Source organism: Mycolicibacterium boenickei (assembly GCF_010731295.1).
In the GTDB taxonomy this organism is placed as follows: Bacteria; Actinomycetota; Actinomycetes; order Mycobacteriales; family Mycobacteriaceae; genus Mycobacterium; species Mycobacterium boenickei.
This window is the reverse complement of the sequence record NZ_AP022579.1, coordinates 2,675,828-2,698,098: the sequence shown is the minus strand read 5'-3', so window position 1 is coordinate 2,698,098 and position 22,271 is coordinate 2,675,828. Positions and strand designations below refer to the sequence as shown.

The 22,271-nt window shown below is 67.7% G+C and carries 18 protein-coding genes; 10 read left to right on the top strand and 8 right to left on the bottom strand.

Features of this window, described 5'->3' with window-relative positions:
* Nucleotides 1-58 precede the first annotated feature (58 nt).
* A complete protein-coding gene (locus G6N57_RS12805) occupies nucleotides 59-2,455 on the top strand; it encodes an ABC transporter permease (protein ID WP_234815843.1) in 2,397 nt (798 codons plus the stop codon).
* Here G6N57_RS12805 and G6N57_RS12800 read toward each other — a convergent pair.
* From G6N57_RS12800 to kdpA (G6N57_RS12770), 7 genes are all read right to left on the bottom strand, one after another.
* Complete coding sequence (locus tag G6N57_RS12800) at nucleotides 2,442-3,065, bottom strand: class I SAM-dependent methyltransferase (protein WP_077742832.1); 624 nt, start codon at nucleotides 3,063-3,065, stop codon at nucleotides 2,442-2,444. The genes G6N57_RS12805 and G6N57_RS12800 overlap by 14 nt on opposite strands.
* A gap of 15 nt (nucleotides 3,066-3,080) precedes the next feature.
* Nucleotides 3,081-3,470: a hypothetical protein gene (locus G6N57_RS12795; RefSeq protein ID WP_133118385.1), complete on the bottom strand. Its 390-nt coding sequence runs from the start codon at nucleotides 3,468-3,470 to the stop codon at nucleotides 3,081-3,083.
* 185 nt (nucleotides 3,471-3,655) lie between these two features.
* A complete protein-coding gene (locus G6N57_RS12790; RefSeq protein WP_097926401.1) occupies nucleotides 3,656-4,228 on the bottom strand; it encodes a DUF4389 domain-containing protein in 573 nt (190 codons plus the stop codon).
* A gap of 10 nt (nucleotides 4,229-4,238) precedes the next feature.
* Entirely contained in the window at nucleotides 4,239-5,429 is a 1,191-nt protein-coding gene (locus G6N57_RS12785) for an FAD-dependent oxidoreductase (protein ID WP_077743240.1), read from the bottom strand.
* A 110-nt stretch (nucleotides 5,430-5,539) separates the two neighbouring features.
* On the bottom strand, nucleotides 5,540-6,274 hold the full coding sequence (locus G6N57_RS12780; RefSeq protein ID WP_234815841.1) for a type III PLP-dependent enzyme domain-containing protein: 735 nt from the start codon (nucleotides 6,272-6,274) through the stop codon (nucleotides 5,540-5,542).
* A gap of 119 nt (nucleotides 6,275-6,393) precedes the next feature.
* Complete coding sequence (locus G6N57_RS12775) at nucleotides 6,394-6,606, bottom strand: hypothetical protein (RefSeq protein ID WP_133118386.1); 213 nt, start codon at nucleotides 6,604-6,606, stop codon at nucleotides 6,394-6,396.
* 17 nt (nucleotides 6,607-6,623) lie between these two features.
* Nucleotides 6,624-8,282 (bottom strand): potassium-transporting ATPase subunit KdpA, encoded by a 1,659-nt coding sequence (gene kdpA / locus G6N57_RS12770; RefSeq protein WP_097926400.1) that lies wholly within the window; start codon nucleotides 8,280-8,282, stop codon nucleotides 6,624-6,626.
* A 373-nt stretch (nucleotides 8,283-8,655) separates the two neighbouring features.
* Between kdpA (G6N57_RS12770) and G6N57_RS12765 the strand changes: the two genes are divergently transcribed.
* The 7 genes from G6N57_RS12765 (at nucleotide 8,656) to G6N57_RS12735 (ending at nucleotide 18,662) form a co-directional block, all read left to right on the top strand.
* Complete coding sequence (locus G6N57_RS12765; RefSeq protein WP_019347277.1) at nucleotides 8,656-8,745, top strand: potassium-transporting ATPase subunit F; 90 nt, start codon at nucleotides 8,656-8,658, stop codon at nucleotides 8,743-8,745.
* Nucleotides 8,745-10,415: a potassium-transporting ATPase subunit KdpA gene (gene kdpA, locus G6N57_RS12760; protein WP_077742828.1), complete on the top strand. Its 1,671-nt coding sequence runs from the start codon at nucleotides 8,745-8,747 to the stop codon at nucleotides 10,413-10,415. Before G6N57_RS12765 ends, kdpA (G6N57_RS12760) begins: the two co-directional genes overlap by 1 nt.
* Nucleotides 10,415-12,562: a potassium-transporting ATPase subunit KdpB gene (gene kdpB / locus G6N57_RS12755; protein WP_077742827.1), complete on the top strand. Its 2,148-nt coding sequence runs from the start codon at nucleotides 10,415-10,417 to the stop codon at nucleotides 12,560-12,562. Before kdpA (G6N57_RS12760) ends, kdpB begins: the two co-directional genes overlap by 1 nt.
* A gap of 1 nt (nucleotide 12,563) precedes the next feature.
* Nucleotides 12,564-13,424, top strand: a complete 861-nt coding sequence (locus G6N57_RS12750) for a potassium-transporting ATPase subunit C (RefSeq protein WP_077742826.1) — start codon at nucleotides 12,564-12,566, stop codon at nucleotides 13,422-13,424.
* 19 nt (nucleotides 13,425-13,443) lie between these two features.
* The gene (locus G6N57_RS12745; RefSeq protein ID WP_077742825.1) at nucleotides 13,444-15,981 is read left to right on the top strand and encodes a DUF4118 domain-containing protein; all 2,538 of its coding nucleotides are present in this window, start codon (nucleotides 13,444-13,446) and stop codon (nucleotides 15,979-15,981) included.
* Nucleotides 15,978-16,682: a response regulator gene (locus tag G6N57_RS12740; protein WP_036447923.1), complete on the top strand. Its 705-nt coding sequence runs from the start codon at nucleotides 15,978-15,980 to the stop codon at nucleotides 16,680-16,682. Before G6N57_RS12745 ends, G6N57_RS12740 begins: the two co-directional genes overlap by 4 nt.
* A gap of 99 nt (nucleotides 16,683-16,781) precedes the next feature.
* Entirely contained in the window at nucleotides 16,782-18,662 is a 1,881-nt protein-coding gene (locus tag G6N57_RS12735) for a propionyl-CoA synthetase (protein ID WP_077742824.1), read from the top strand.
* Here G6N57_RS12735 and G6N57_RS12730 read toward each other — a convergent pair.
* On the bottom strand, nucleotides 18,659-20,596 hold the full coding sequence (locus tag G6N57_RS12730; RefSeq protein WP_077742823.1) for a heavy metal translocating P-type ATPase: 1,938 nt from the start codon (nucleotides 20,594-20,596) through the stop codon (nucleotides 18,659-18,661). The genes G6N57_RS12735 and G6N57_RS12730 overlap by 4 nt on opposite strands.
* 97 nt (nucleotides 20,597-20,693) lie before the next feature.
* On the opposite strand from G6N57_RS12730, the gene G6N57_RS12725 reads away from it, so the two are divergent.
* Together G6N57_RS12725 and G6N57_RS12720 are read left to right on the top strand one after the other, a co-directional pair.
* Complete coding sequence (locus tag G6N57_RS12725) at nucleotides 20,694-21,047, top strand: ArsR/SmtB family transcription factor (protein ID WP_077743237.1); 354 nt, start codon at nucleotides 20,694-20,696, stop codon at nucleotides 21,045-21,047.
* Nucleotides 21,048-21,554: 507 nt separating this feature from the next.
* A complete protein-coding gene (locus tag G6N57_RS12720; RefSeq protein ID WP_077742821.1) occupies nucleotides 21,555-22,259 on the top strand; it encodes a ZIP family metal transporter in 705 nt (234 codons plus the stop codon).
* The last annotated feature ends 12 nt before the right edge of the window (nucleotides 22,260-22,271 follow it).

Below are 22,271 nucleotides of genomic sequence, written 5' to 3'. Positions count from 1 at the left end.
GTTCAGCCTGCGCGAACTCACCGTGCACCGGCGGCGCACCATCGCCTCGATCGCCGTAATGGCCGTGTCGGCAATGTATCTCGTCGCGATCCTCGGCATCTTCGGGTCGATCACCGGATCGGTCAACCGGCTGGCCGACGGCGTCGCCGGCATCGCCGCCCTCGAAATCTCGGGCGTCACCGACGCGGGGTTCCCCGACGCTGTGCTGGGCGACGTCGCCAAGGTGCCCGGGGTCGCGACCGCCGCTCCGATGATCCGGATGTCCGCGCCCACCGCGACCGAACCGGTCCTGCTGTTCGGCGCCGACGACCGCAGCCGCGCCCTGGAAGGCGCGCTGAAAGACGCGGTAGGGGTGCAGGTGCAAACCCCGACGGCACAAGAGGGTGTCCGCGTCGGGCCCGCCGTCGGGCACGCGAAAGGCGAGACCTTCCAGCTCGGCTCGGGGAAGGTGACCGTCGCCGAAGTGCTGGAGGGCAAGCAACTCGCCGACCTCAACGGCGGTCACTATGTGCTGGCCCCACTTCCGTTGGCGCAGAGCGTGACCGGGAGGCTGGGCCAGCTCGACTCGATCCTGATCACCACCACCCCGGATGCCGACCTCAACAAAGTGCGCGAGCAGGTCACCGCGGCCGTGGACGGCCGGGCCATCGTCGCCGCACCCAGCCTGCGGGCCGCCCGGGCCGGTGATGGCGTCAAGCTGATGAACTACATGGCGCTGATGGGCGCGGCGGTGGCACTTGTGGTCGGCGCGTTCCTGATCTACACCACGATGACCATGGCGATCGCCCAACGCCGCCCGGTCATCTCCATGCTGCGGGCCATCGGCGGCCGGCGCGCCACCATCGTCCGCGACATGCTCGCCGAAGCCGCGATCCTCGGGCTGATCGGCGGCACCATCGGTTCGTTGCTCGGAATCGTGTTGGGCCGCTTGGCGATCGGCCGGCTGCCACCGACGATGACGCAGGGACTGGAAGCCCGCATCGAGTATTGGCTGCCCGATTACGCGATCCCGGCGGCCATTGCGGCGACGGCATTGACCAGTGTGGCGGCGTCGGCGATGGCGGCCCGGCAGGTGTACAAGGTCTCACCGATCGAGGCGCTGGCCCCGGTCGGGGTGTCGGCGGCGGACAACGTGCCGCGCTGGCTGCGCATCACCACGGGTATCGCGGCCGTGGCGGTGCTGGCGGCGTCCATCCTGGTGGTGTTCTACGTGCCGGGCTCGATCGCGTTCGTGGCGATCGCCGCCCTGTTCACCGCACAGATCGCGCTGGGGTTCGCGCTCGCCGGGCCCATCGTCACGGCCACCGCCGCCGTGGCGCGGATGTTCGGTTCGGCCGGCGCGCTGGCGGCGGCCACCATAGAGCGTGCCCCACGGCGGGTCTGGGCCACCGTGATGACTGTGCTGATCGCCGTCGTCACCACCGTGGTGATCACCGGCACGAACAACGACATGATCCGATCGGCGCGCGATATCTTCGCCCCGGTCGCCGAGGTCGACGTCTGGGTAAGCGCCAATTCACCCGACCAGTACCCCACCGGCCTTCTGCCCCAAGGCCTTACCCAGAACGTCACCGAGGTGCCCGGGGTCGCGAAGGTCACCGAAGGCGCGCTGGGCTTCGCCGTCGTCGGGGGCACCCGGGTCATGCTGGACGGCTTCGCCCCCGGCAGCCACGACGCACTGTTCCGGGCCCTCGACGATCAGACCCGCAGCGACGTGCTCGCCAGCCGCGGCGTGGTGCTCTCCCAGAACCTGGGGAAGACCCTCAACGTCCGGGCGGGCGACGAGCTGCAACTGCAGACGCCGCACGGCCCGCAGCGGACGAAGGTGCTGGCACTGGTCCCCTATTTCTCGACGGTGATCGGCACCGTCGGGATGGGCCTCGATCAGCTGCGTGCCTGGTTCGACCGGCCGGGGTCGACGACGCTGCAGGTCACCGCCGCCAAGGACACCGACCCCACTCGCCTGCTGGCCAACATCCGTGGCGTCGTTCCCGCACCGAACCACGCCTACGACGGCCGTACCGCGCTGGCCGGCCTGGAGGCGCCGCTGCACCAGAGCATGCTGATCGCCAACGCCGTGTGGATCATCGTGGTGTTCGTCGCCGCCGTCGCCCTGCTCAACACGCTGACGCTGTCGGTGCTGGAGCGGCGCCGCGAGATCGGGGTGCTGCGCGCGATGGGATCCAGCCGTCGCTACACGTTGGCGATGGTGTTGGCCGAGGCGGCAGCCATCGGCATCGTGGGCGGAGTCCTGGGCCTGACGATCGGCTTGGTCGACCAGTGGCTGTTCAGCCTCGTCAGCGGGGACGTCATGAACTTCAACGTCACGTTCCGGCCGAGTCCGATGGCACTGGTCTTCACGCTGGGCGCCCTGGCAATCAGCCTGCTGGGATCGCTGCCACCCGCGCGACGTGCCGCGCGGCTCAACATCATCGAGGCCGTCAGCGTCGAATAGTCGCGACTCCCTGCAGATGTGGGGTGCACGGTGGCGGTACCAGCGTCCGCGGGGTGCTGCGCAGCTTGCTGGTGTCGAATCCGGCCGCGGCGATGGCGTCGACGGTCCGGCGATTCGGCTCGCAGCCCGAGGACAGCCAGGCCCACGGCCTCGCGATCAGATCCTGGTACCGCCCCATCAAGCCTTCACCGCGGACGTGCTCGAGCACTACCAACCGGCCGTCGGGCGTCAGGACGCGGCGGATCTCGGCGAGCGTGGCCGCCACATCGTCGACCGAGCACAACACCAGGCCGACGTGGACCGAATCGAAACTGCTGTCCGGGAAGGGAATCGACTCGCCGGCCCCGTCGACGACCTCGACGGCGATACCGTGGCGACGGGCCAGGGCGCGCGCCATGCGCCGCATCGTCGGTTCCGGTTCCACCGCCACGACGGACGTCACCGCCGCCGGCAGGAACAGCAGATCCGTGCCCGGGCCGAGTCCGACTAACAACAACCTGCCTGTCGCATGGCTCATCGCCGACCGGCGGTACCGGCGGTAGAACAGCCTGTCGAATACCGGCATACCCAGCCGATATACGTACGGGAACAACGGGTTACGACGCCTCATGCACCTCAATCCATGTCAATGTCCTACGCACGGCGCGCTGGTCACGCGTTGTCCCTGGCCAGAGATGTTGACATTCCCTCCGCACAGCGCCGCCGCGAAGTTGTTGTCCCCGGTGACCGTCGAATGACTGCCGGGGATGGCATAGGAGGTGTTGTTGTTGCCGGTGACGTGATTCGTGCTGCCGAAGGCGGCGCGGACATCGTTGTCGTTGCCGTTCGCGGTGGCGGTGCTGCCGTTGATCGCCAAGGCAAAGTTGCGATCTCCGTTGGCGGTTGCGGTGCTGGGATTCTGTCCCGGCAGGTCGAAGGCGACGGCGACGCTGCGGCCGCTGGTGTTCGCCGAGCTACTGCCCACCTGCACCACATCGTGACCGCCTGCCGACACCGCCACGCCACCCGTATCCACGTGTGGCGTAGAGGAATTGGCAGACGGCGTGGCCCACGCGGTTCCGGCTCCGAAACACAGCGCCGCGACCGGGGCACCGACACATGCACTGACGAATCTGGTTGATTTCCTCATTGGAACCCACCTCTTCTGGGTGCACGGTGTGGCACCCCACACCCTCTGCACGTTGGCGAGCACCGATTGGTTCAATCCGCGGCCCCCAGATCCATTCGAAACGGTGGATATTCGTCACTCATCAGCGAGACGTACACGGCGACGCGGTAACGCCACCGCACGATTCCCATCAAGAGGTCGAACATGCCTTGCGAGACTGTCCCCCGGGCCAGCAACCGCACCGCGGAGATGACGCAGAGCACTTGCAGCGGCGCCTCCATCGCCCAGCACATGATGATCTGCGGCAGCGCCAACATCCACCACTTCACCAATACCGCTCCCCTGGAGAGCTGTTCGGGATAGTCGACCTCGAGATCACCCGGATAGTCGGCCTGCGGCTTGAGGGAGAACGGCGGGTACTTGTCGGTGGTGTTCATCGGGAACCGGTAATTCATCACCCGCCACGACCAGCGCAACACCCCGACGTTGAAATCGAACAGGGGCCGCGGATACCGGCCGGTGAACAGGATCGCGACACCCGCGGCGAGCACCACCAGCGGATACACCAGGTACAGGCCGATCAGTATCGGATAGTGCGGCACGGCCAGCACACACCATTTGACGAGCCACAGCTTGTTCGACGGCGCGTCGATCGCTCCCCGCACACGTACGGCTTCAGCGGGCATGTTCGTCGCTTCCTGTGGCCGGAGCGGGCGCCAGGTCCCGGTTGATACCGGCGGCCATCCTGCGGTGGCTCACCACCCGCAGGAAGGTGGCCAGCACCCAGGTCATCACCCGGTCGGGGACCATCGCCGCCGGCCGCAGCACCGCCTCGCCGTGCGACACCTGCAGCGAGGCCACCCGGGACACCGCCGCGACGCGGCGCCGACGGGTCTTCTCGTACCAGCGCAGCGCCCCAGCCACGTCGGCGCCGCCACGGCTATCCGAAAGCGCCTTGCACAACACCATCGTGTCCAACAGCGCCTGATTGGTTCCCTGCGCCAGCGTCGGCGGCATCGTGTGAGCGGCATCGCCCAACAACGTCACCGCACCCCGGCCCGGGCCGGGGATGGGATGGCGGAAATGCGGGTACGGCGAACGGACCAGGTCAACATCGGTCAGTGACGCGAGCACGCGATCGACCAGCTCGGACCATCCGGTGAAATTGGCGCGGATCACCTCGATCGGGCGGTCGGGCCGGACGAAGTCGGGTGACCACGGCAGGTCGAACCACCACTGCACCTCGGTGCCGCCGGCCGGCCACAGGCCGAGGTTCCCGTGCTCCCCGACGATGACGAAGGCGACCCGGCGATCGGCCCCGTCCGGGAGCGTGGCCAGCCCTTGCCAGCTGCACCAGCCCGTCGGTTCCGCGTGCGGCGCGCCCACGATCTCGCGGACCTTGGAGTGCAAGCCGTCCGCACCGATCACCAGATCGCCGTCGGCACAGCCGCCGTCGGCGAAATCGATACGGATCCCGCGGCTGCCGTCAGCGACGCCGACCACCTGGGTGTTGCACCGAATACGTTCGGCCGGAAAGCCTTCCAGCAGCCGGCCGAGCAGAATCCGGCGCGGAACCATCCGCACCGGCGCACCCATCCGGTTCACGATCGCGGTCACGTCAAGGGTGGTCATCGGACGTCCCGTCGACGTCATCACCCGAACGGTCGACAACTCCTGACCGGCGCCGCCCATGTCGACATCGAGTTGGCGCAGCACCGTTTCTCCGTTGGACCAGATGGTGACGGCGCCGCCACCGGCCCGCACCTCGGGGCGCTGCTCGAACACCGTGACGTCATGGCCGTCCCGCAACAGTCCGCGGGCGATGGAGATGCCGCCGACCCCAGCGCCGACAACGAGAACCCGCAGCGGCCGTTGCGCCGCTGGTTGAACGTGGTGCCGGCTCTGGGGCCGTTTTGAGCCCACGGCTCAATTTATGTCCGTTGCGGGGCCGCTGTACAGGTTTGTCCGGTACCCGCCTAGTGAGGCCCGCCCGGCCCGGCGGAGACCACCACCAGCGGCCGCGGGAAACGCAGCGTCGCGCAGGCGTCGTCGACCGTCATCTCGATGGCCCGCGAAGGCTCGGCAAGGTCATCGGGACCGGCGTCGAGGCCGAACCCGCCACCTCCGACCCACACGCGGGTGAGCACTACCGCGTGCGCCTTCCGAATGCGGGCCATCTCGGCGATCACCTCACCGACCACCTCGGGCGCCTCAGTGAAACAGTCCTTACTCGAACCGATTTCGCGATACACACCGACCAAATCGAGACGCGGACCGGTCAGGACGGCAGTCACGACGTCGGCGGTGGTCGTGCCGAGAACCACCCGCTGCCGACGGTGCCGCACGGCACAGGACACCAGCAGCCGAACCTGCTCGGGGGTGTTCGCCACCACCCGCCCGACCCCGAGGTTGGCGCTGCAGAACACCAGCTCGTCACCGCTGAACCCGCCGGCGTGCACCACCAGGCGCATCGGGTGAATGCCGGTGCCGATCGCCGTCGCGAGATCGCCGCCGTTGTGCACCTCGACGACCAGCGCGTGATCGCGGGCCCATTTGGCCACGTGGCTGTCCCGCAACGCCCGGGCAGGCAACGCCAGCTCGACCGGGTCGAGCGAGCGGTGCCACGCGGCGCACCGGCGCATCGCCTCCTGCTCGGCCGACGCCGGCAGCATCGCCGAAGATGTGGACCACAATCCTGTCGTGAGTGTCACCGAAACCTCTTCTTGACCGCGCCGCGGCCCGATGCCGCATGCGCCTTCATCGAGCCTTCCGCTGCCGCGACGGCTTGGCCAGGATCTTTGCGGCGTCTTGACGGGATGGAGCGGAACCTTCACGCCGCGTTGACATCTCGTGGCAACAATGCGCGGACGGACGGGGACACGGTGAGCGCAGGCCGCGGGAAGCGATAACGCGCACACTGCTCCTCGAGGACCTCGCTGAGCGCGTCGGCCACTCGTCGCAGCGCCCACGGATGCAGGCCGAACAGGCCACCATCCAAGCCCGCCAGGATGATTCGGCTCAGCAGCACCACCTTGGACCCCAACCTTGACGACCCCTTGATCATTGGACGGCGTCGGCGACGGGGCCGACCACAAGAGCCGGCAGGTACTCCAACCCGATCAGGAGCAGGGTCGTGGCCAGGGTCAGCACCACGAAGGTGGGCGTATGGGTCCGTAACGTCCCGGCGGTGACGACGCCGGGACGCTGCGCGGCGAACGTCCCCGCGATGGCCAGGACGGCGATGATCGGTAGGAAGCGGCCGATCACCATGGCGATGGCCAGCGCGACGTTGAACCAGGTGGTGTTCCCGCTGAACCCGGCGAACCCGCTGCCGTTGTTGGCGGCCGAACTGGTGAAGGCATAGAGCATCTCGGAGAGCCCGTGCGGCCCGGAGCTCAGCATCGCCGCGCGCTGACCGGGCAGCGCCATGGCGATCGCAGTACCGACCAGGACGGCGATCGGCAGTGCCAGGAGGTACAGGCTGACGAGCTTCATGTGCCTGGCCTGCAACCGCTGCCGGAGGTATTCGGGTGTCGTCCCGACCATCAGCCCGCCGAGGAACACCGCCAGCAGGACCATCATGACCAGCCCGTACAGGCCGCTGCCGGCACCGCCGGGGGCCACCTCGCCGAGCATCATGTTCAGCATCAGCACCGCGCCCCCGAGGCTGGCGAAACTGTCGTACGACGAGTTCGCCGCACCATCGCCGGTGGCTGTGGCCGCCTGACCGAATGCCGCGCTGCCCGGCACGCCGAACCGCAACTCGGTGCCCTCCACCGGCGCCCCCACCGCGTGGACGACGGTGCCGTGCGGCACCGATGTGGCCGCGACGAGGGCGACCGTGGCCAGGACGTACAGCACTGCCACGACGGCGCACAGGGCCCAGCCCTGCTTACGGTCACCGACCATCACACCAAAGGTCCGCAGGAACGCCACCGGGATCACCAGCATCGCAACGATTTCCACGACGTTGCTCAAAGGTGTCGGGTTCTCGAACGGGTGCGCACTGTTGACGTTGAAGGCTCCGCCGCCGTCGCCCGACATCAGCTTGACCGACTCCCAGGTGGCCACCGGACCGCCGAGCAACGTCTGGCTGCCGCCGGCGATCGTCGAAACCTCCTGGCCGCCATGGACGTTGTTGACGACACCGAGGACCAGCAGGAGCAGGGTGACGATCACCGACAGCGGCAGCAGGATCCGGACCACGGTGCGCACCAGATCCACCCAGAAATTGCCGATCTCCTGGTTCTGATACTGTGCCAGCCCGCGGATCAATACCACCGCAACGCACATGCCGACCGCGAGGCTCGCAAACGCCTGCACCCCAAGGCCGGCCACCAACCCGACGTGACCGAGCGTCGCCTCACCTGGGTAGTTCTGCCAACTGGTATTGGTCGTAAATGAAATTGCGGTATTGAACGCTAATGCCGGTGTCATACCTTTATGGCCCCACGGTTCGGGCAAATTCACCTGCAAAAGCAGAAGCCCGTACAACAGCAGAACACTGACGGCCGAAAAGGCCAGCACCGCACTCAGATAGCCGGTCCAGCGCTGCTGCCCGTCGGGTCGCACCCCGACCAGCCGGTAGATCACCCGCTCCACCCGCAAATCAGACCGCGACGTATAGACAGCGGCAAGGTAATTACCCAGCGGGACATGCAGAAATACGACGAGGACGGCAATCGCGACCAGCTGGCCCCAGGCCGCCGGTCCCCACAACGATGGATTGTCGATGACTCCAGCTCCTTCACACGGCGAGACTCCCGGCACACGCTAAGAACCCGCGCCGCACGAATTCGACAGCGATTACGCATTTCCTACACCGCAACCGGGCGCTGTTGACGGCACCTTTACGCCGCCGACGAGGGTCCGAGCGGTCCCCGGGAAAGAACCCGTAAAGGTCCGGCAGCCGAGCGTAAAGAAGACATAAAGATCGTCGCCGGACGGACGCCGCGGACGGACGCTGGATCAGTCGCCGAGATCCGGCGACCCGAATACGTGTTGGAGAACCCATGTCCGTAGTGGTGTTCATCGTGCTGACAGTGGCGATCTTTGCGCTGCTGGGCCTGGTGCAGAAGTTGGTCGAAGGACTGTGAGCTACGAAAACGTCGTCGGCCTGGGCCTGGCGATCCTCATCGCGCTGTTTCTCTTCGCGGCGCTGCTGTTTCCGGAGAGGTTCTAGTGACTACAACAACCGCGGGGATCGTTTTCCTCGTCGTCCTCATCGCCGCGGTGGCGGCTGTGCACGTGCCGCTCGGCGATTACATGTACCGCGTCTACACGACCGACAAGCACTCCCGTGTCGAACGCGTCATCTACCGCCTGATCGGCGCCGATCCGAAGGCCGAGCAGACCTGGGGTGCCTACGCCCGCAGCGTGCTGGCCTTCTCCGCGATCAGCGTGCTGTTCCTGTTCACCTTGCAGCTGGTGCAGGGCAAGCTGCCGCTGCACCTGAACGATCCGGGCACCCCCATGACCCCGGCGCTGGCCTGGAACACCGCCATCAGCTTCGTGACCAACACGAACTGGCAGGCCTACTCGGGTGAATCCACCCAGGGCCACCTGGTGCAGATGGCCGGCCTGGCCGTGCAGAACTTCGTCTCGGCCGCGGTCGGCATGGCCGTGGCCATGGCCTTCGTCCGCGGCTTGGTCCGGCGCAACACCGGCGACCTCGGCAACTTCTGGGTCGACCTGGTACGCGGCAATCTCCGTATCCTGCTGCCGATTTCGGTCGTCGGCGCGCTGATCCTGGTCGGCGGCGGCGCCATCCAGAACTTCGCGCTGCACAGCGAGGTGGTCAACACGCTCGTCGGCGGCTCGCAGACCATCCCGGGTGGCCCGGTGGCCAGCCAGGAAGTCATCAAGCTGTTGGGCACCAACGGCGGCGGCTTCTTCAATGCCAACTCCGCGCACCCGTTCGAGAACCCCACCACCTGGACCAACTGGGTCGAGATCTTCCTGATCCTGATGATCCCGTTCTCGCTGCCGCGGACGTTCGGCCGCATGGTGGGCAGCGTGAAGCAGGGCTATGCGATCGCCGCCGCGATGGGCGTGATCGCGACCATCAGCGTCAGCCTGATGATGCTGTTCCAGTTGCAGGCCCACGGCACCGTGCCCACCGCTACCGGCGCCGCGATGGAAGGTGTCGAGCAACGGTTCGGCATCGCCAATTCGGCAGTGTTCGCGGATGCGACGACGCTGACGTCGACCGGTGCGGTGGACTCCTTCCACGACTCGTACACCAGCCTCGGCGGCTTGATCACGATGTTCAACATGCAACTCGGCGAGGTCGCTCCCGGCGGCGTCGGCTCCGGCCTGTACGGCATGCTGGTGCTCGCGATCATCACCGTGTTCGTTGCGGGCCTGACGGTCGGGCGCACCCCGGAGTACCTGGGCAAGAAGATCACCCCGCGGGAGATCAAGCTCGCCGCAACGTATTTCCTGATCACTCCGTTGCTCGTGCTGACCGGCACCGCGGTGGCCATGGCGATGCCGGGCCAACGGGCCGGCATGCTCAACACCGGGCCGCACGGCCTCTCGGAAGTGCTGTACGCCTTCACGTCGGCTTCCAACAACAACGGTTCGGCGTTCGCCGGCATCAGCGTCAACACCGAGTGGTACAACACCGCGCTCGGCCTGGCGATGGTGTTCGGCCGGTTCCTGCCGATCATCTTCGTGTTGGCGCTCGCCGGATCCCTGGCCAAACAGGGCAAGACTCCCGAGTCCATCGGCACCCTGCCCACCCATCGACCCCAGTTCGTCGGCATGGTCGCCGGCGTCACGCTGATCCTGGTCGCCCTCACCTTCTTGCCCATGCTCGCGCTCGGGCCCCTTGCTGAAGGAATTCACTGATGTCAGTACCTACCCTCGCCTCACCGTCGTCCACACAGCCGAAACCCAACAGTTCCAACCGGATCAAGGGCGGCCTGCTGGACCCGAAGATGCTGTGGAAATCGATGCCCGACGCGCTGCGCAAGCTCGACCCGCGCACGCTGTGGCGCAACCCGGTGATGTTCATCGTCGAAATCGGCGCGGTCTGGAGCACCATCCTGGCCGTGCTCAACCCGTCGTGGTTCTCCGGGTTGATCGTCATCTGGCTGTGGCTCACGGTGATCTTCGCCAACCTGGCCGAAGCCGTCGCCGAGGGCCGCGGCAAGGCCCAGGCCGAGTCGCTGCGGAAGACCAAGACCTCCACCATGGCCCGCCGGCTGACCGGCTGGGCTCCGGGCACCGCGGGTCAGGAAGAAGAGGTCGCCGCACCGCTGCTGCAGCAGGGCGACGTCGTGGTGGTCGAAGCCGGCCAGGTCATCCCCGGCGACGGCGATGTCGTGGAAGGCATTGCCTCGGTGGATGAATCGGCGATCACCGGTGAGTCGGCGCCCGTCATCCGCGAATCCGGTGGTGATCGCAGCGCCGTCACCGGCGGCACCACGGTGCTGTCCGACCGCATCGTCGTGCAGATCACCCAGAAGCCCGGCGAGAGCTTCATCGACCGGATGATCAACCTCGTCGAGGGCGCCAACCGGCAGAAGACCCCCAACGAGATCGCGCTCAACATCCTGCTGGCGTCGTTGACGATCATCTTCGTCTTCGCCGTCGCCACCCTGCAGCCGCTGGCCATCTTCTCCAAGGCCAACAACCCGGGCGTCGCAGACACCCTGGCGCTCAACGGAAACGGCATCTCGGGCATCGTCATGGTGTCGCTGCTGGTGTGCCTGATCCCCACCACCATCGGCGCCCTGCTGTCGGCGATCGGCATCGCAGGCATGGACCGGCTGGTGCAGCGCAACGTGCTGGCCATGTCCGGCCGCGCCGTCGAGGCCGCCGGCGACGTCAACACCCTGCTGCTCGACAAGACCGGCACCATCACGCTCGGCAACCGCCAGGCCGCCGCGTTCGTCCCGCTGTCCGGCGTGACGCCCGAGCGGCTCGCCGATGCGGCGCAGCTGTCCAGCCTGGCCGACGAGACCCCCGAAGGTCGCTCCATCGTCGTGTTCGCCAAGCAGGAGTACGGATTACGCGGCCGCACCCCCGGTGAACTCGACCATGCGCACTGGGTGGAGTTCAGCGCCAACACCCGGATGTCCGGTGTCGACCTGTCCGGGGACCATCGCCTGCGCAAGGGCGCCACGGGTGCGGTCGCCGAATGGATCCGGTCCGAGGGCGGCAAGGTGCCGACCGAACTCGGCGACATCGTCGACGGGATCTCCGCCGCCGGTGGCACTCCGCTGGCGGTCGGGCACGTGGTCGACGGCAAGGCCGAGGTGCTCGGCGTCATCCACCTCAAGGACGTCGTCAAGCAGGGCATGCGGGAGCGCTTCGACGAGATGCGCCGGATGGGCATCCGCACCGTGATGATCACCGGAGACAATCCGTTGACCGCCAAGGCGATCGCCGACGAGGCCGGTGTGGACGACTTCCTCGCCGAGGCCACGCCCGAAGACAAGATGGCGCTGATCAAGAAGGAGCAGGCCGGCGGCAAGCTGGTCGCGATGACCGGCGACGGTACCAACGACGCGCCCGCCCTGGCCCAGGCCGACGTCGGCGTCGCGATGAACAGCGGGACCTCGGCGGCCAAAGAGGCCGGCAACATGGTCGATCTCGACTCCGACCCGACCAAGCTGATCGAGATCGTCGAGATCGGCAAGCAGTTGCTGATCACCCGCGGGGCACTGACCACGTTCTCGATCGCCAACGACATCGCGAAGTACTTCGCGATCATCCCGGCGCTTTTCGTGGCGCTGTTCCCCGGCCTGGACCTGCTCAACATCATGCGGCTGCACAGCCCGCAGTCGGCGATCCTGTCGGCGGTGATCTTCAACGCGATCATCATCGTGGCGCTGATCCCGTTGGCGCTCAAGGGCGTCCGGTACACCCCGAGCAGCGCGTCCAAGCTGTTGAGCCGCAACCTGTACGTCTACGGCCTCGGCGGCATCATCGCGCCGTTCATCGGCATCAAGCTGATCGACCTCGTCGTCCAACTCTTCCCGGGAATGTGACATGAAATTCTCCAACGTGCTCCGTCAACACGCAGCGGCCCTACGGGCCCTGCTGGTACTCACCGTGATCCTGGGCATCGGCTATCCGATCTTCATCTGGCTGGTGGCCCAGATCCCCGGCCTGCGCGACAAGGCCGACGGATCGCTGATCGAGCTGAACGGAAAGCCGGTGGGCAGCAGCCTGATCGGTCAGTCCTTCACCGATGCCGACGGCAATCCCCTACCCCGCTATTTCCAGAGCCGGCCGTCCATGGCCGGTGACGGGTACGACCCGATGGCCACCAGCGCGAGCAACCTCGGCCCGGAAAGCGTCGTCGACCAACCCGACAAGCCGAGCCTGCTCACCCAGGTGTGCTCGCGCAGCGCGGCCGTCGGCGAACTCGACGGGGTCGACGGTGCCCGCCCATTCTGCACCGGCGGCGGTGTCGGAGCGGTGCTGTCGGTGATCGGCCCACGGGATACGCGCGGCAACGTGGTTCACCCCACTCGGGTGGTCAGCGTCAACGAACCGTGCGACGCGACCAAGACCCCCTTCCTCAACACGTATGAGGGTGTCCGGGTGGAATGCGCGAAGCCGGGCGAGGACTACAGCGCCGGTCTGATCGTGCCGATCCGCGGCAGCGCACCGGCCGATCCGCAGGTGCCGGCCGACGCCGTCACCGCCAGCGGCAGCGGGCTCGACCCGCACATCTCGCCGGCCTACGCCGATCTGCAGGTCAACCGGGTGGCCAAGGCTCGCGGCCTGAACCCCGATCTGGTGCGTTCCATGGTGGCCCAGCACACAGACGGACGCACCCTGGGCTTCTTCGGCGAACCGCGGGTCAACGTGCTCGAACTCAACATCGCCCTCGACTCGCTGTAGGCACGAGGATGATGGTCTTGTGAACACGCCGTCGTCGGGCCCCGCCAAACGCGGTGAGCTGCGCATATATCTGGGCGCGGCTCCCGGCGTGGGGAAGACCTACGCGATGCTCGGCGAGGCGCACCGCCGGCTCGAGCGCGGCACCGACCTGGTTGCCGCGGTGGTCGAAACGCACGGGCGCAAGAAAACCGCCGATCTGCTCGACGGCATCGAGACCATCCCACCGCGCTACGTCGAGTACCGGGGCGGCCGGTTCCCCGAACTCGACGTGGCCGCGGTGCTGGCCCGTCACCCGCAGGTGGTGCTGGTCGACGAGCTCGCCCACACCAACACCCCGGGCAGCAAGAACCCCAAGCGCTGGCAGGACGTCGAAGAACTGCTCGACGCCGGGATCACCGTGATCTCGACGGTCAACGTCCAGCACCTGGAAAGCCTCAACGACGTGGTCACCCAGATCACCGGAATCGAGCAGCAGGAGAAGGTCCCCGACGAGGTGGTCCGGGCGGCCGATCAGATCGAGCTGGTCGACATCACCCCGGAGGCGCTGCGCCGCAGGCTGTCCCACGGCAACGTGTACGCACCCGAACGCATCGATGCCGCGCTGTCGAACTACTTCCGGCGCGGAAACCTCACCGCGCTGCGCGAACTGGCGCTGCTGTGGCTGGCCGACCAGGTCGACGCCGCACTGGCCAAGTACCGGGCCGACAACAAGATCACCGATACCTGGGAGGCCCGCGAGCGCGTGGTGGTCGCCGTCACCGGCGGCGCCGAGTCGGAAACCCTGGTGCGCAGGGCATCTCGTATCGCGTCGAAATCCAGTGCCGAGCTCATGGTGGTGCACGTCGTCCGCGGGGACGGCCTCTCGGGTGTCTCGGCACCCCAGATGGGCAAGGTGCGCGAGCTGGCCGCAAGCCTCGGTGCCACCGTGCACACCGTCGTCGGCGACGACGTACCCACCGCGCTACTGGATTTCGCACGTGAACGCAATGCCACCCAGTTGGTGCTCGGCACGTCGCGGCGGTCCCGGTGGGCCCGGATCTTCGAAGAGGGCATCGGCCCCGCTGTGGTGCAGCAGTCGGGCAAGATCGACGTGCACATGGTGACGCACGAGCAGGCTCGTCGCGGCTTCGGCTGGTCGGCCGCCACCCCTCGGCAGCGTCATATCGCGTCCTGGCTTGCCAGCCTTGTGGTTCCGTCGGCGATCTGCCTGGCCATCGTGACCCTGCTGGACCCGTATCTGGGGGTCAGCGGCGAGAGCGCCCTGTTCTTCATCGGCGTGCTGATCGTCGCACTGCTCGGTGGCGTAGCCCCCGCGGGACTCTCGGCGCTGTTGTCCGGGCTGCTGCTGAACTACTTCCTGGTCGACCCGCGGCACACGTTCACCATCGCCGAACCCGACAGTGCGGTCACCGTCGTCGTGCTGCTGTTGGTCGCGGTGGCGGTCGCGGCACTGGTCGACGGCGCCGCGAGCCGGGCTCGCGAAGCCAGGAAGGCCTCGCAGGAGGCCGAACTGCTGACCCTGTTCGCCGGGTCGGTGCTGCGCGGTGCGGATCTGACCACCTTGCTGGAACGGTTGCGGGAGACATACTCCCAACGCGCGGTGAGCCTGCTGAGGGAAGGCAACGGCACCGCCGACATCGTGGCCTGCGTGGGCACCAGGCCGTGCGCCGACGTGGACACCGCCGACACCGCGATCGAAGTCGGGGACGACGAATTCTGGCTGCTGATGTCCGGGCGCAAGCTGGCCGCGCGGGATCGCCGCGTGCTGAGCGCCGTCGCCAAACAAGCTGCCGGCCTGGTCAAACAGCGCGAGCTCACCGAGGAGGCAAGCAAGGCCGAGGCCATCGCGCAAGCCGATGAACTGCGCCGCTCGTTGCTCTCGGCGGTCAGCCATGACCTGCGCACCCCATTGGCCGCGGCGAAGGCGGCCGCGTCGAGCCTGCGCAGCGAGGACATCGACTTCTCCGACGAGGACACCGCCGAACTGCTGGCCACCATCGAGGAATCCATCGACGCACTCACCGCGCTCGTCGGCAATCTGCTGGACTCGTCGCGGCTCTCGGCCGGGGTGGTCCGCCCCGAGCTGCGCCGGGTCTATCTCGAGGAGACAACGCAACGCGCGCTCCTGGGAATCAGCAAGGGCGCCACCGGGTTCACCCGTGAGGGCCTGGACCGGGTCAAGGTCGACGTGGGCGATGCGGTGGCGATGGCCGACGCCGGCCTGCTCGAGCGGGTGCTGGCCAACCTGATCGACAACGCCCTGCGGTACGCGCCCGACGGTCCCATCCGGGTCAGCGCCGGGCAGGTGGCCGACCGGGTGCTGATCGCGGTGATCGACGAAGGGCCCGGCGTGCCGCGCGGGGTCGAGGAACAACTCTTCGCACCGTTCCAGCGACTCGGCGATCACGACACCAGCATCGGCGTCGGCCTGGGATTGTCCGTTGCCCGCGGCTTCGTCGAAGCCATGGGCGGCACCATCTCCGCGACCGACACTCCCGGCGGTGGCCTCACCGTCGAAATCGACCTTGCTGCACCGCCAAAGGACGAACCAGCATGACACCCACCACCAACGTCGCCAAGACCCGCGTCCTGGTGATCGACGACGAACCGCAGATCCTGCGCGCGCTGCGGATCAACCTGTCGGTGCGCGGCTACGAGGTCGACACCGCCACCAACGGCGGGCAGGGCCTGCGCGCCGCCGCCGATCACCGGCCCGACGTGATCGTGCTCGATCTCGGCCTGCCCGACATGTCCGGCATCGAGGTGCTGGCCGGCCTCCGCGGGTGGCTGTCGGCGCCGGTGATCGTGCTCTCGGCCCGCACCGACTCGTCCGACAAGGTCGAAGCCCTCGACGCAGGCGCCGACGATTACGTCACCAAACCCTTTGGGATGGATGAGTTCCTGGCCCGGCTGCGCGCTGCGGTGCGCCGTGGCGCGGCGGCGTCCGAAACCGATGAACCCGTCATCGAAACCTCGTCGTTCACCGTCGATCTCGCGTCCAAGAAGGTGACCAAGAACAACCACGAGGTGCACCTGACCCCGACCGAGTGGGGCATGCTGGAGATGCTGGTCCGCAACCGCGGCAAGCTGGTGGGCCGCGAAGAGCTGCTGCGCGAGGTGTGGGGGCCGGCCTACGCGAAGGAAACCCACTACCTGCGGGTCTATCTGGCGCAGCTGCGCCGCAAGCTCGAGGACGACCCGTCGCGTCCCGTGCACCTGCTGACCGAGGCCGGTATGGGGTACCGCTTCCAGGAGTAACCGACCGATGACCGCGCACGAGCGACCTCCCGTCGCGGGCAGCGCACCGACCAGCGACAATCACCGATTTCGGCTGGCCGGACACGCTACGGTGCCGGTATGTCAGACGATGGTGCCCTGTACCGTGCTCTCTTCGAAGCCAGCCTCAACGACCCAGCCACCTTCTGGGCCGACGCCGCCAAGGCGGTGACCTGGACATCCGAGCCGCAGCGCATACTCGACGACACCAACCCGCCGTTCTACCGCTGGTTCCCCGACGCCGAGCTCAACACCTGCGCCAACGCCCTGGACCGGCATGTCGCCGAGCGCGGCGATCAGACCGCCCTGATCTACGACTCCCCGGTCACCGGCACCAAGGCCAGCTACACGTACCGCGAATTGCGTGACGCCACCGCCCGGTTCGCCGGGGCCCTGCGCGGGCTCGGGGTCACCAAGGGCGATCTCGTGGTGATCTACATGCCGATGGTCCCCGAGGCCGTCATCGCGATGCTGGCCTGCGCCCGGCTCGGCGCGGTGCACTCGGTGGTGTTCGGCGGGTTCGCCGCCAATGAGCTGGCCACCCGAATCGACGATGCTCGCCCGGTGGCCGTGGTGAGCGCATCCTGCGGCGTCGAACCGACCCGCATCGTCGAATACAAACCCATGCTGGATGCGGCACTGGAGATCGCCGAGCACAAGCCGCGAGCCTGCGTCATCCTGCAGCGCGAGCAATGTCCCTGCGAGCTGGTCGACGGGCGCGATCACGACTGGCAGCAGCTGGTGGCCGACGCCGCGCCGGCCGACCCGGTACCGGTGGCCGCCACCGATCCCCTGTACGTGCTGTACACGTCGGGCACCACCGGCAAACCCAAGGGCATCGTCCGCGACAACGGCGGGCATGCGGTGGCCCTGCTGTGGAGCATGCGCCACATCTACGACGTGGCACCCGGCGACGTGTTCTGGGCGGCCTCCGACGTCGGCTGGGTGGTCGGCCACTCCTACATCGTGTACGCACCGCTGCTGCTGGGCGCGACAACCGTTCTCTACGAAGGCAAACCGATCGGCACGCCGGACGCCGGGGCGTTCTGGCGCGTGGCCGCCGAGTACGGCGTCAAGGCACTGTTCACCGCTCCGACCGCGATCCGCGCGATCAAGAAGGAAGATCCGAACGCCACGCGGCTGGCCGATTACGACCTGTCCGGGCTCAAGTATCTGTTCCAGGCCGGCGAGCGCCTCGATCCCGACACGTATCACTGGGCCGCCGACAAACTCGGCATCCCCGTCGTCGACCACTGGTGGCAGACCGAAACCGGTTGGGCCATCGCAGCCGATCCGATGGGCGTCGAGCCGCTGCCGATCAAACCCGGTTCGGCGACCGTGCCGATGCCAGGCTACGACGTCCAGATCCTGCGTTCGGACGGCACGCGGTGTGAGGCCGACGAGGAAGGCGCGATCTGCATCAAGCTGCCGCTGCCTCCGGGCACGCTGCCCACGTTGTGGGGCGACGACCACCGCTATGTCGCGTCGTACCTGTCGGCGTTCACCGGCTACTACCTCACCGGCGACGGCGGTTACGTCGACTCCGACGGCTACCTGTTCGTGATGGGCCGCACCGACGACGTGATCAACGTTGCCGGACACCGCTTGTCGACCGGGTCGATCGAAGCCGTGCTGGCCGACCACCCCTCCGTCGCCGAATGCGCGGTGATCGGCGTCGCCGACGAACTCAAGGGACAGGTGCCGCGCGGCTTCGTGGTGCTCAAGAGCGGGGCCTCGACCGAGGGGATCACCCAGGAGCTCGTCGACCGGGTGCGGGACCACATCGGCGCGGTCGCGGTGTTCAAGAAGGTCGACGTGGTCGCGGCGTTGCCGAAAACCCGCTCGGGCAAGATCTTGCGCAAGACCATGCGCGGCATCGCCGACGGTCTGGACGAGCCGGTGCCCTCCACCATCGAGGATCCCGCCGTGCTCGACGCGCTCAAGGACGTGCTGCAGCGCTAGATTTCCGAGCGCGGCCAGGCCCGGCTGCTCAGCAGACGCAGCCCGTTGAGGGCGACCAGGATGGTCGACCCCTCGTGACCGGCGACCCCGAGCGGTAACGGCAAGTGCCCGAACAGGTCCCAGGTCACCAGCACGGTGATGACGGTGGCGGCGATCACCAGGTTGGCGATGACCAGGCGCCGGGCGCGCCGGGACAACGCGACCACCCCGGCGATCGCCGAGAGATCGTCGCCCACTGTGACGACGTCGGCGGTGTCGACCGTGAGATCGGCACCGGTGCGCCCCATCGCCATCGACGAATGCGCCGACGCCATGGCCGGTGCGTCGTTGACGCCGTCGCCCACCATGAGCACGCGGCGCCCGCCGGATTCCAGCTCCCGGACCGCGGCCGCCTTGTCCTCGGGCAACAGCCCGGCCCGCACGTCGTCGATGCCCAACTGCCCGGCCAGTTGCACTGCCGCCGCGTGGTTGTCACCGGTGAGCAGCACCGGCGAACATCCGGTCAGGGCATGCAGCGCCCGCACTGCGGCGGCCGCTCCCGGACGGGCCTGATCCCGCAGCCCGAGCACCCCGATAGCGTCACCATTGACGGCCACGACGACGACGGTCGCCCCGGTCGCCTCGATCTCGGCCACCTCCGGAATCGGCTGACCCGCATACGCCACGGGGCTGAGCACCTCGACCGAGCGTCCGTCGACCACCGCCCGGACCCCGCGGCCCGCGCCGGCGGTGAAGCCGGTGGCCTCGGGCACCGCGATGACGCGGGACGCCGCCTCGGCGACGATGGCGCGCCCGATCGGATGCTCGCTGAATTGTTCTGCGGCAGCGGCCGTTGCGAGCACCAGGTCCGGCGCCACCTCGCCGACGGAAATCACCTGAGATACCTCGGGCGCCCCGGTGGTCAGGGTTCCGGTCTTGTCGAGGACGACGACATCGGTGTCGGCCAGCCGCTCCATGGCCACCGCGGATTTCACCAGCACGCCGCGACGGCTGGCGTTCGCGATCGCGCACAGCAGGGGCGGCATGGTGGCGAGCACCACGGCACAGGGCGAGGCCACGATCATGAAGGTCATGGCGCGCAACAGAGTTGAGCGCAAATCGGCTCCGAACGCCAGCGGAACCGCGAACAGCGCCAGCGTCGCCGCCACCACCAGCACCGAGTAGCGCTGCTCGACCTTCTCGATGAACAACTGCGTGGTGGCCTTGGTCGCCGAGGCCTCGGCGACGGCCGCGACGATCCGGGCCATCACAGTGCTCGAGGGGTCCCGCGTGACCGTGACCTGCAGCGCCCCACAGGTGTTGAGCGTTCCGGCGAACACGTCGTCGCCCCGGTGTTTGGTGACCGGCAGGGGTTCCCCGGTGATCGAGGATTGGTCGACGTCCGAGGAGCCAACGGTCACAGTGCCGTCAGCCGAGATCCGTTCCCCGGGCCGGATGAGGATCTGGTCGCCGGGGCGCAGCGACTCCGCGTCGACGACGCGCTGGGTGCCGTCGTCGTCGAGCAGGGTCGCGTCCGGCGGGGCCAGATCGAGCAGGCCGCGGACCGAGCGTTCGGTGCGCGCGGTGGCGACATCCTCCAGTGCGCCGGACGTCGCGAAGATGACGATCAACAGTGCGCCGTCGAATACCTGTCCGATGGCTGCCGCGCCGATCGCCGCCAGGATCATCAGCAGGTCGACATCGAGAGTCCGCTCGCGCAGCGCCTGCACGCCCGCCCACGCGGGCTCCCACCCGCCGGCGGCGTAGCAGGCCAGATACAGCGTCCACCACACCGGTTCCGGGGCGCCGGAGAGCTGCGCGGCCAGCCCGGCCAGGAACAGAACCAGTGCTGCGGCGGCCCATCGCACCGAGACCACTGACCACAGCCAGCCCAGCGGTCGACCGGGTACCGACGTGGGACGGCTGCGGGCCGGCGAGGCCGCCAGTGCGGTCATGAAACGTCTCCCGTCAGATGCAACAACGCATACCTTTATACATGTATAGATTGAAATGTATCAATCGGTACTTGCTTGCCATGCTTGAATGAATGCCATGGGTCACGGAGTTGAGGGACGCGCGACGCCCGCGGCATCGCTCGATGCGGCCGCTGCCGCCAAGGTCGCCGAGACCCTGCAGGCCCTTGCCTCCCCCAACCGATTGCTGATCCTGACCCGGCTGCGGGAATCACCGTGTTCGGTGACAGAGCTATCCGCTGCGGTCGGCATGGAACAGCCCGCGGTCTCCAACCAGCTCCGGCTATTGCGGGCGCTGGGCCTCGTGACCGGCGACCGGACCGGCCGCAACATCGTGTACCGGCTTTACGACAGCCATGTGGCGCAACTGCTCGACGAAGCCGTCTACCACATCGAGCACCTCCGACTCGGCGCGCGCGACACCTCGGCCTGAGCCCCTAAGTCGGCTGCGGCCAAAGAGTTTCACGCAGTGTTCATCTGAGAACGCCGCCCCGAAACACGTCGCGTGGCAAAAACGCGCGCCATTGCCGGAATCCTTTATTTTCACGGTGGGCCGAACTATTGTTAAGTCGTTATATGTTGATGTCCACCCATACTCGGGAGTTTGCTGTCGACCTTCCGGCGGCACCCGAACAGTGAGGAGTTGAACAACGATGCGCATGGCAACCAAGGGATCCTGCACCTGTCGCTGCAATGCCTGCGACGGTGGCCACCACTGCGGAAACCCCCCGAACTGCAACGCGCGGCGCTGACGCCGTCGGTGGCCTGTCGTCCGGGCAACCGGCGACAGGTCACCACCCCTAGCCCCGACGCCGACTGATCCTCGGGCCATAACCTCATCGATCGCACCGATCGGTCGTGCGATCTCGCGCTTCGTCATATTTCTCACCGCCGCCCCCGCTTCCGCGGTTCTGAGCCCGCGCTGGCTTATGCTGCGCCTGTGCTCACCGCACTGACCTGGGGCCTGGTCGCCGCATCCTCACTTCTCATCGGCGCGGTCGCCGGTGTGGTCCGGGACTGGAATCAACGCCTCGTCGGCCTTGTCCTCGGCTTCGGCGCCGGCGCGCTCATCTCCAGCATCTCCTTCGAGCTCGCCGAGGAAGGCTTCCGGGCCAGCGGCGGGTGGGCCGTGGCACTCGGCCTGGCCATCGGGGCCGTGGTGTTCTATCTCGCGGACAAGGCAGTAGATCGACTGGGCCGCAACGGAACCCAGACCGCCGGACTGCCGCTGCTACTCGGCGCCCTGCTCGACGGCATTCCCGAGCAGGCCGCGCTCGGCATCGGCATCGCGACCGGCGCAGGCGTCAGCCTGGCGCTGGTCGTATCCATCTTCGTGTCGAACCTTCCCGAATCCATCGGATCCGCCAGCGATATGCGATCCGCCGGGGAACCCACCCGCCGCATCGTCGGCGGGTGGGCCGCGATCGCCGCACTGTGCGCGGTGGCCACCGTCGGCGGCTACCAACTGCAGAATGTCGCGGGCGCCCAATTGCAGGGCGGGATCAACGGATTCGCTGCCGGTGCGCTGCTGGTCATGCTGGTGGGCTCGATGATCCCGGAGGCCACCGAGAAGGCCGGCGAGAACGCCGGACTGGCGGCCGTGCTGGGATTCGCGGTGGCCGCCGGACTATCGCTGGCCGGGTGAACCGGCCGCGGG

Bases quoted from the DNA above. Each gene is read 5' to 3' on its own strand.
- G6N57_RS12805 (WP_234815843.1), top strand. From the start codon at position 59: ATGGCCGTGTCGGCAATGTATCTCGTCGCGATCCTCGGCATCTTCGGG.
- G6N57_RS12800 (WP_077742832.1), bottom strand. From the start codon at position 3,065: ATGAGGCGTCGTAACCCGTTGTTCCCGTACGTATATCGGCTGGGTATG.
- kdpB (WP_077742827.1), top strand. From the start codon at position 10,415: ATGTCAGTACCTACCCTCGCCTCACCGTCGTCCACACAGCCGAAACCC.
- G6N57_RS12750 (WP_077742826.1), top strand. From the start codon at position 12,564: ATGAAATTCTCCAACGTGCTCCGTCAACACGCAGCGGCCCTACGGGCC.
- G6N57_RS12740 (WP_036447923.1), top strand. From the start codon at position 15,978: ATGACACCCACCACCAACGTCGCCAAGACCCGCGTCCTGGTGATCGAC.
- G6N57_RS12735 (WP_077742824.1), top strand. From the start codon at position 16,782: ATGTCAGACGATGGTGCCCTGTACCGTGCTCTCTTCGAAGCCAGCCTC.
- G6N57_RS12730 (WP_077742823.1), bottom strand. From the start codon at position 20,596: ATGACCGCACTGGCGGCCTCGCCGGCCCGCAGCCGTCCCACGTCGGTA.
- G6N57_RS12725 (WP_077743237.1), top strand. From the start codon at position 20,694: ATGGGTCACGGAGTTGAGGGACGCGCGACGCCCGCGGCATCGCTCGAT.